This window comes from Clostridium sp., assembly GCF_016650035.1.
Taxonomy (GTDB): Bacteria; Bacillota; Clostridia; order Clostridiales; family Clostridiaceae; genus Clostridium_AD.
In genome coordinates, this window is record NZ_JAENWM010000120.1 from 1 (window position 1) to 8,966 (window position 8,966).

The following is an 8,966-nucleotide window of genomic DNA, read 5'->3' on the forward strand; positions in this document are numbered from 1 at the left end:
GAATTTAAGAAACTTATTAGAAAACAGTATAACTATATAAAGAAAATTGCAAAAGAAGGATTTTATTAAAAAACAAGCTTCACAACATTGATGTGGAGCTTGTTTTTTAGGATACGGTAGGTGTTCCATCGCTTACGTATAATGAGAGGAGTTTTACTATGCATTTAGAAGAACAATTAAAAATTTTAAAACAAAAGGTGAACAAATTTACGCCAAAATTTATTGAAAATATAATGAATGAAGCCGCAACAAATCTTGCGTTGCTAGAAATTGAAAAGAAAGCTTTGAAGCTTGGAGATTCTGCACCTGCCTTTGTACTAGTAAATGCTTTTGGAGAAAGGATAAACTCAATTGAATTGCTAAAAAAGGGTCCCTTAGTAATTAATTTTTATCGGGGTGCTTGGTGCCCATTCTGTAATCTGGAATTAGCAGCATATCAAGATGTTCTTCCTGAGATTGAAGCCTTAGGTGGTAAATTAGTTGCAATCTCACCAGAATTACCTGATAAATCCATGACACTATCTGAAAAACATAAGCTAAAGTTTCAAATATTAAGTGATACAAACAATTTAATTGCCAGGGAATTTGGCATTGTGTTTACAGTAGATAAAAAATTAAGACGACTTTATAGACTAATGAACATTAATTTGTCCACATCGCAAGGAAATAAAAATTATGAACTTCCTGTACCCGCAACCTATATTATAGATAAAAACGGAGTAATTATACTTTCTCATGTAGATACAGATTACACTAATAGATTGGACCCCTCAGAAGTTATTAAATGTCTAAAAGCGATGCAGTTTAATAAGTAATTTCACTTTAATAAGGAGATTATTTATCATTTAGGATTAGATTAATATAACAAATAAGAAATAACTTTACATTTCATCTATTTATCTAAAGTTTTAATGTATTCTTTCATCTGTTCAATATTCATAGCACCAACGTTTTTAGAGATGATATTACAGTCTTCATCAATGAAGTATGAAGTAGGTATTGCTGATATATTATATTGATTTGCAACACTCTGGTCAGAGTCTATAAGAACTTTAAAATTATATTTATTACTCTCGATAAATGGTTTAACTGTGCTTAAAGATTCTCCTATGTCTATAGCCACTATAACCAAATCACTATCCTTTAATAAATACCCTACTATTTCCGAAGCAATAAAACTTGTTGCATGATCCTTTGACAAGTATATGAAAAAACTCAGCTGATGTGCTGAATAAGTAAAGGAGAGAAATAAATGATGAAGAAAGAAGTACTTAATTGTCAAAAAAAATCTTGCTGTGAGGTCCAAACAGAACCTATCGATTTGGTTGAGAAAAGTGGATTATGCCCCATATGCGGAAAAGAAGGTAAACTAGTAAAAAATATTACAGTAAAGCATATGCTACTTGATGAGTTAATCGAGCAAGTTAGAGATAATGACTAATTTTTATGTATGTGCGAAGAATGTGATATTACATATTACACTCCAAAATTAACTGTAAAATTTAATAAGCAACAAATGAAAGTTCCTATATGGTTTAAGAAAGATGCTAATCCTAAATATGCCTGTTATTGTAGTGAAGTAACCGAAGAACAGGTTATAAATGCGGTGATAAAAGATGGTGCTACCAACATGAATGAGGTTTTAAAATTACTAGAGCAATGAGTAATTCACAATGTCAAAAGAAAAATCCATTAGGTAAGTGTTGTCATCAAATAATTCAAGCTACAATAGATAATGGACTATCTATGAAATAATGAGAACTTTTTTATGTAACATTATTATTTTAATCAACAAGAGTGGAATGCTCTTGTTTTTGCTTTAGCCCAATGGTCGTTTTCGGAAATGTTGGTGCTCCCCATAAGAATCGTATAATCCTTATAGCGGGAGGGAACCCACTAATGTAAAAAACAGCCACATAACAATTTTTGCCTCTAACTACTGTCACATAAGCTCATTTATTACTTTTGAGATATCAAATGGTATCAACACAAAAGTAGAGTTTTTGTGCCACTAATATCTGCAGATGGCTATTCTAGGTATTTTAAATGGTAACAACTGTCTTGTGGTTATTTTTTTGTAAATCATTGCCTTACCCCGATTTATATTTATTAATAGTCAATCCATAATAAAAAAGAAGGTATTATTTAACCTCCTCATACTGATTAATTAGTTTATAGAATGTAGTTTTCTTTAAATCTAATATTTTCATAACATCAACACCACTTATATCACCATATTGCATCATTTTATAATATCTTTCCCATAGCTTAGGATACTCTATAGGCTTACTTCCTTTGTACTTACCTGCCTTTACTGCAATTGCTATCATTTCCATATAATTCCACTTTAAAGGCTATTAGTTTGCGTTCGTCTGCGGTATACTCTAAACGAACACTTCATTTATTCTATTACACTCTAAGATTGGATTTTTTTGCGGTTACTACCCTGAGTAGTAACAATTATTCTATAGAATTATTAGCTCTTAATAATCTCTTTTGCAAAATTAGCTACATTTTGAATATCATTTTTATCAGGTTTTCCTCTATGCAGCATTGTGAATGTACCACGACAGTGATATTCCTTATCTGACATTTGAATTCCTTTTGCTTCCACAACTTTTTTCACCTGTTTATATGTGGACTCAATCAAAGCAGCAGTGCTAAAGTTCACAACTTCTCCAACGGTTACGTTAATTGAAGAAACAAATTTTTTAACATCACCTGCCACCCCACCAGCATAGACAGAGCTTCCCAGGAACAGAATGTCAACATCCTCCCTAAGTGGCTCACTAACTGGAAGTGCTTCAACTCCTGCTACCTTTGCTATTGCATCTGCAAGTTTTTTTGTGTTACCTGATTTCGTATAATATCTAACAGCTATTTTCATATTAAAATCTCCTTTCAAAATAATCGTATACATAGTAGATATCTATTTCTATAATTAAAATACTTTAGTAACTACTGCTTTTAATAACTTCTATAGCTTCTACAGGGTCTAATCTTTGAGTATAATCGTAATCCACTGATGATAAAATAATAGTACCATCGCTGTTAATAACCTAGGTTGCAGGGATAAGTAGTTCATATTTAGTATTTCATAATCTAATGAGTGCTTTTGTATTAATGATTGTTTTTACTATTACTTATTCTAACCCTTCAATCACAGAAACAAAAGTATCAACAGCTTGTGCTCCATGTACTGCTTCTTTTCCATCAAATAAGAAATATGGAACTCCATCTATTTTACGTGAATGTGCATTTGACTCATCTTGCCTTACTTCCTTCGCGAACTCTGATGATTCTAAAATTTTTAATGCTTCAGCTCTATCTAATCCCACTTCTACCGCAATTGAAGTTAAAACATCAAAATCCGATATATTCAATGAATCAGTAAAATAGCTTTTCATAATGGCTTTTGTATATTCATTCAACTTGCCTTTTTCCTTTGCATAATGTGACAAACGATGGGCATCAAATGTGTTGGTCCGCTTTAAATTTTCAAAATTATAATCCAAGCCAACTCCTTTTGCAGCTTTAATAATATTATTATTATTCTTCGTTGCTTGTTCAATACTCATACCATATTTCTTAGCCATAAGTTGATTTATGTTATCATCATAGCTTTTCTTTGCGTTAGGGTCTAATTCGAAAGAATTAAAGACTATCTCTACGTCATCCTTCATTCCAGTTTGTTCAAGAGCTAATTCAAGCTTTCTTTCACCAATATAACAAAACGGGCATACATAATCCGACCAAATTTCTACTTTCATTGTTATTCACCTCATAATTCTTACCTATGGTAAGACCTTTCATGTTTTTTTATAATCTTTGGTTTAACTAAGTTTAAGTTGTTTACTAACCATTGTAGCACTGACAATATAACTTTTGTGTAGTACTCATTTTTTCTTCTTATTATGCAATATACATTGCATATCTATTAAATTTTTAATCCTACCCATTTATAATGTTATTAGATACCAATAAGTGATAAAAAATCTTCACTTCATTGATTAATATAACCCTTCCTAGTATCTAAAATGATAGTAACTAGTGAACTACCACCACTTATAGAAGTGGATGGCTTCTTGGTCAATACTACCACTGTAGCAAGTTTACCCAAGCTATCAAGGTCATTCCAACCTCTCTAACAATATATCTTTTATTACATTGCTAGCTTTAGTAGATTTTTACTTGCATTTATATCTCTATCCAATACCATTCCACACACGGAACATATATAAGTCCGACAGCCTAAGTCCTTTGTTTGATTTGACTTATTTCCACAATTAGAACATAACTGACTACTGGCATAGCTTGCCGGTGCTATTATTATTTTTCTGCCATACCACTTTGCCTTATACTCTAGCATTCTTCTAAATTCTGCCCAACTTACATCAGCAATTGATTTAGCTAATTTATGATTTTTTATCATATTGCTAACTTTTAAGTCCTCAATTACTATAACTTGGTTTTCATTAATTAATTGAGTGCTTACTTTGTGTAACGTATCTTCCTTTGATTGGATATTTTCTCATGTAATTTAGCTACTTTTATTTTAGATTTTTTTCTAATATTACTTCCCTTTTGCTTTCTTGATAAGTCCCTTTGAAGTTTAGCCAATCTTTTTGCTGATTTTTTTAAGTGTTTGGGATTGCTAAAAAACACTCCATTACTTGTTATTGCAAATTCTTTAATGCCTAAATCCACACCTATTTTATTATCTATTATAGGTAACATAACAATCTCCGTATCAACTAATATTGATATAAAATACTTTCCACTAGGCACTTGTGATATAGTACAGGATTTAATTAATCCATTGAACGATCTATGTTGCTTTATCTCAATCATAGATTTTAACTTAGGTACTTTGATATGATTATTTTCCAAATAGACAGTGCCCTTCTGATTATTGGTTGTATAACTATTATAATTAGTTTTCTTGCTTTTGAACTTAGGAAAACCAATTGATTTATCCCTAAAGAAATTCTTATATGCTTTATCTGAATTTATTTGTGCATTAGCTAAAGAAAGACTATCAACTTCTTTTAACCATTCGAACTCACCTTTATATTGTGCAGGTGTAAGATATTTTATTGCCTTAATATCTAGGTGTTTATTTTCTTCGTAAGATTTAATTCTATCTGCTAACATTCTATTGTATATAAACCTAGTACATCCAAAAGTCTTAGCTAAATATATCCTTTGCTCTTCATTTGGGTATAATCTAAACTTGTAAGCTTTTAACATTTACTTACCTCATTCCTTGGTTTTCTATGTACTTTTTAACTATATCTATAGGGGCTCCACCAGTTGTTACAAGACAATAACTCCTACTCCAGAAGTACTCTTTCCATAACTTATTTCTTATCAATGAAAAATCTATTTTTATAAGTCTACTACTAGCACTTTTATAGGCATTTAGGAATTTTGATATTTCAGTATTTGGATTTGATCTAAATAACAAATGAATGTGGTCTTTATCGTGATTCCATTCTTCTAAAATAATATTATATTTTGGTGCTATATACTCAAATATCTCTTTTAATCTATTTGATATTTTATCATCAATAACTTCTCTTCTATATTTCACAACTAACACCAAATGATAATTAAGTCTAAATACTGAATGATTATTTGTATCTAAAATCAAGTAATCATCTCCTATCACAATATTATTACTGATTATAGTATGTGTCTTTACACTAAAAAATATACAAATATTTTTGTCTAAACCCAAGGGCTATCCATCTCCCACCTATGAGGATGGGAGAATTCCGCCCATTAGGTTAAAAATAGATGTATTTACATAAATTTTTGTGTATGTAATAATCACATTGTATTAAATAAATATATTTAGTCCGTTAGGACAAACTAGGAGGAATATTATGAAAACAATAGCGAATTTTTTAGCAGAAAGCAAAATATACTATCTTGCAACTAATGGAGAAGGTACCCCAGATGTAAGACCTATGGGGATTGCCATACCACACAATGAAAAATTATATTTTATTGCAGCAAAATCTATGAATGTCCATAATCAACTTCAAAATGACGGTAAAGTTTCAATATCAGCTCATAACGGTGACAAGTTTTTAAGACTTTATGGTACAGCAATATTAGATGATTCTGAAGATACAGTAAACACATTTTTAAAAATGGATGAAAAGATTGCAAATATGTTTCCTTCTGAAGTAATGGCACCTTATTATCTTTCTGACGTAACAGCAAGCATTTGTTCATTTACTGAAGCAGCAGAAGTTCATAAGTTCTAAATTAATAATAATGTTAGCATTACATTATAGGGGTGACACCTACATAAAAGTGTCATCCCTGATATGCAAAAGTTTCTTATTAGCGCCTCGTTTGTTAATGATATTCCAATGTCTGGTGCAAAAATCTTACCAAATACTCTTCGCAGAGTTTATTTTCTATAGTTTAGTCTGCATGTACTATTTCTATATTTACTAGTTCATCTAATTTATTCAATGCTCTTGATACATTAGGGCTTTCATCTAACATATACCCTTTAATCTGATTAACTGTCATAACCTCTAGTCCACAATTATCAAGTGCATCAAGAATGGACATATTGAAAACTTTTTATTCATTAAATGATAGTAATGATTTGTTGTTAAATATCATTTAGTAAATTTGCCGCATTTCTACACTTAATAATTGATTCCTTTTGTTCATTAAATTTAGACGGCAACATTTCTGGGATTACTTTATCAACAAATCCATTATCTTTTACAATATTGCCATCAACACATGTCAAACCATATTCACAGGAATAGCATTGTGAAAAAGCACCTACTAAAAATTTCGAAACAGTGTTCATATTATTTTTGTTTGCAAAATTTTCGACTATTTTTAACACTTGACTATTTTCTTCATCAGCCGAATAACCAGTTGAAAGTATAACAACAGGTTTATTTTTTAGTAAAAATGCGCTTTTATGACGAAAACAAAAGCATCGTTCTAATAAAGAATGTGATAATGCATTTGGCACATCATAATAATTTGGAATCCCCAGGACTATAGCATCAGCCTTAACCATAGCTTCCGCTATTTCTGGAAAATCATCTTCCACGACACACTTATTATCTTTTGTACAACCAAGGCAACTAATGCAACCTGCAATGTGCTTGTTAGAAAGAGTGATATACCTGGTTTCATCTTTGCAATTAGATAAAACCTCTTTCACCGCATGGGCTGTAATACCATTTTGCCTTGGACTTCCCGATATTCCTAAAATCATTTTATTCTTGACCTCCTTGTCAATACATGACTTGTTTATTCTATTTAATCTTTATGATTTCTTTTACAACGTCAACTAAGTTTTTCTTATTAATATCAGCATTGGGATAAAGTGGGTTGAATATAACTTCTTTACGCTTAATATAAGCTGTTGTAAAACCTGCCTTCTTCGCACCAAATAGATCCCAATCATGGGTAGCCACCATAGCAATGTTATCTGCTGTCAAATTCTCTCTATCTGCTGCGTACTGATATACATCACTAAAGGGTTTGTATGTCTTCACTGCGTCCACAGAATAATAGGCGTCAACCAGGTCTATAATACCTGCATTACTGAGTTGCTCCTCAATCATTGTAAGTGAAGAGTTGGATAATGTAATCACGCGGACACCATTGTCCCTCAATAGCTTAAAAGCATCTACAACATCTTCATAAGCCGGCAATTTTCTAAAAGAGCCTAATATATCTGTTTGGGCCGACTGAGTCAGCTCTTTACCACTTTCGTAAAAAACACTTTCAAGAACAACTTCTGACAGTTCTCCAAAATTTCTATAATCATTCATAATACCAACAATCGTTGACGTATGAAGCAACTTGGTAAACCAATACTTCATAGCATAATCATCATTAAAATACTTATCGAACTTCTCTTTAAGTAAGCCTAAATTCAACAATGTTTCATTCATATCAAAAAAAACTGCTTTAATCATATCGTCCTCCAATTTTTATAATTTATACACTTTCGACATTACCCATACTACTTACTTGATTTTTAAGGAATACCTCATTCAATACCATGTAGAACTCATCAAGAGGTTCATTATTTCTACTTGATTTCATTCTTACTAAGGCCCCTTGCCAACTATTGGCTATTGCATCTGCCAAAATTGAAGCATCTATTACTGGTTTAAATGACTGGTTCACTTCTGCTTCTTTAATACATTTAAGAATTTTACTGGCAACCTCTTGATGCAGTTCATTAGTCACATCCGAAACATCCTTGTTCACATCCGCTAATTCTTGAGATATATTTCCCAGAAAACATCCTAATTTAAATCCCTCATTTCCCATATTGTCAATTTTACATCGATAAAACTTCCTAATCCTATCTAATGGCTTTATTTTCGCGTCTTCTAGGATCAGAAAATGATCTGCACCTATTTCATTCATATAATATCTCAAGGATTCAATAGCATAATCTTCCTTAGATTTAAAATAATTATAAAATGAACCTTTAGGGATTTTTGCTGCATCAACCAAATCTTTCACACTTGTGGCATTATAACCATTTAAGTACATAACCCCTATAGAGTCTTCAATTATTCTTCGTTTTTCCATAGTTTTGTGATCCATTCTCTTACCTCCATCTATTTAAAATCAACATACTATTGAGATGATTTCATAATTCTTGAATTTCGGCTTGCAACTACAATATAATCACCTTAATAGTGATTATATGACCAGTCGTCTTAAATGTCAAGATATTTAAAAATCTAACCTTTCACCATGTCTAAATTTTAAATATACAATCAACTAAATTTTTTAAGACGACTGGTCGTATAATGTATTTGTACTTAAGTTTCATAAGTTTCGTATAGAAACGTCAAAGTATAATAAATGTTGTATAACAAAAGGAGTTATAATATGAATTTAACAGAAAAACTACAATCTCTTTACAATAAAGGAATTGATCAAACACCTAAAGA

11 protein-coding genes and 2 pseudogenes are annotated in these 8,966 nt (G+C 31.1%); 3 read left to right on the top strand and 10 right to left on the bottom strand.

Features of this window, described 5'->3' with window-relative positions; genetic code table 11:
- Window positions 1-158 precede the first annotated feature (158 nt).
- The gene (locus JJD95_RS18470) at window positions 159-815 is read left to right on the top strand and encodes a peroxiredoxin-like family protein (protein ID WP_291644715.1); all 657 of its coding nucleotides are present in this window, start codon (window positions 159-161) and stop codon (window positions 813-815) included.
- 77 nt (window positions 816-892) lie between these two features.
- Here the strand turns inward: JJD95_RS18470 and JJD95_RS18475 are convergent, their stop codons facing one another.
- On the bottom strand, window positions 893-1,201 hold the full coding sequence (locus JJD95_RS18475) for a redoxin domain-containing protein (RefSeq protein ID WP_291644717.1): 309 nt from the start codon (window positions 1,199-1,201) through the stop codon (window positions 893-895).
- A 51-nt stretch (window positions 1,202-1,252) separates the two neighbouring features.
- Between JJD95_RS18475 and JJD95_RS20190 the strand changes: the two are divergent.
- Window positions 1,253-1,755: pseudogene (locus JJD95_RS20190) on the top strand (Csac_0668 family 2Fe-2S cluster-binding (seleno)protein).
- A gap of 386 nt (window positions 1,756-2,141) precedes the next feature.
- Here the strand turns inward: JJD95_RS20190 and JJD95_RS18490 are convergent.
- From JJD95_RS18490 to tnpA, 5 genes and pseudogenes are all read right to left on the bottom strand, one after another.
- Window positions 2,142-2,336 carry a hypothetical protein gene (locus tag JJD95_RS18490; RefSeq protein WP_291644723.1) on the bottom strand — a complete coding sequence of 65 codons (195 nt, stop codon included), beginning with the start codon at window positions 2,334-2,336 and terminating at the stop codon, window positions 2,142-2,144.
- A gap of 140 nt (window positions 2,337-2,476) precedes the next feature.
- On the bottom strand, window positions 2,477-2,887 hold the full coding sequence (locus JJD95_RS18495; RefSeq protein WP_291644725.1) for a flavodoxin domain-containing protein: 411 nt from the start codon (window positions 2,885-2,887) through the stop codon (window positions 2,477-2,479).
- Between the two features lie 256 nt (window positions 2,888-3,143).
- Complete coding sequence (locus JJD95_RS18500; protein WP_291644727.1) at window positions 3,144-3,770, bottom strand: DsbA family oxidoreductase; 627 nt, start codon at window positions 3,768-3,770, stop codon at window positions 3,144-3,146.
- Window positions 3,771-4,162: 392 nt separating this feature from the next.
- A pseudogene (tnpB, locus tag JJD95_RS18505) lies at window positions 4,163-5,250 on the bottom strand (IS200/IS605 family element RNA-guided endonuclease TnpB).
- A gap of 4 nt (window positions 5,251-5,254) precedes the next feature.
- Window positions 5,255-5,653: an IS200/IS605 family transposase gene (gene tnpA / locus JJD95_RS18510; RefSeq protein ID WP_291644729.1), complete on the bottom strand. Its 399-nt coding sequence runs from the start codon at window positions 5,651-5,653 to the stop codon at window positions 5,255-5,257.
- A gap of 235 nt (window positions 5,654-5,888) precedes the next feature.
- Between tnpA and JJD95_RS18515 the strand changes: the two genes are divergently transcribed.
- A complete protein-coding gene (locus tag JJD95_RS18515; RefSeq protein WP_291644731.1) occupies window positions 5,889-6,275 on the top strand; it encodes a pyridoxamine 5'-phosphate oxidase family protein in 387 nt (128 codons plus the stop codon).
- Window positions 6,276-6,438: 163 nt separating this feature from the next.
- Here JJD95_RS18515 and JJD95_RS18520 read toward each other — a convergent pair whose 3' ends face one another.
- The 4 genes from JJD95_RS18520 to JJD95_RS18535 are packed head-to-tail and all read right to left on the bottom strand — an operon-like array spanning window position 6,439 to window position 8,613.
- Window positions 6,439-6,591 carry a hypothetical protein gene (locus tag JJD95_RS18520; protein ID WP_291644733.1) on the bottom strand — a complete coding sequence of 51 codons (153 nt, stop codon included), beginning with the start codon at window positions 6,589-6,591 and terminating at the stop codon, window positions 6,439-6,441.
- Window positions 6,592-6,634: 43 nt separating this feature from the next.
- Window positions 6,635-7,261: a flavodoxin family protein gene (locus tag JJD95_RS18525; RefSeq protein WP_291644735.1), complete on the bottom strand. Its 627-nt coding sequence runs from the start codon at window positions 7,259-7,261 to the stop codon at window positions 6,635-6,637.
- 40 nt (window positions 7,262-7,301) lie between these two features.
- On the bottom strand, window positions 7,302-7,970 hold the full coding sequence (locus JJD95_RS18530) for a haloacid dehalogenase type II (RefSeq protein ID WP_291644737.1): 669 nt from the start codon (window positions 7,968-7,970) through the stop codon (window positions 7,302-7,304).
- A gap of 22 nt (window positions 7,971-7,992) precedes the next feature.
- Complete coding sequence (locus JJD95_RS18535; RefSeq protein ID WP_291644739.1) at window positions 7,993-8,613, bottom strand: TetR/AcrR family transcriptional regulator; 621 nt, start codon at window positions 8,611-8,613, stop codon at window positions 7,993-7,995.
- Window positions 8,614-8,966 lie beyond the last annotated feature (353 nt).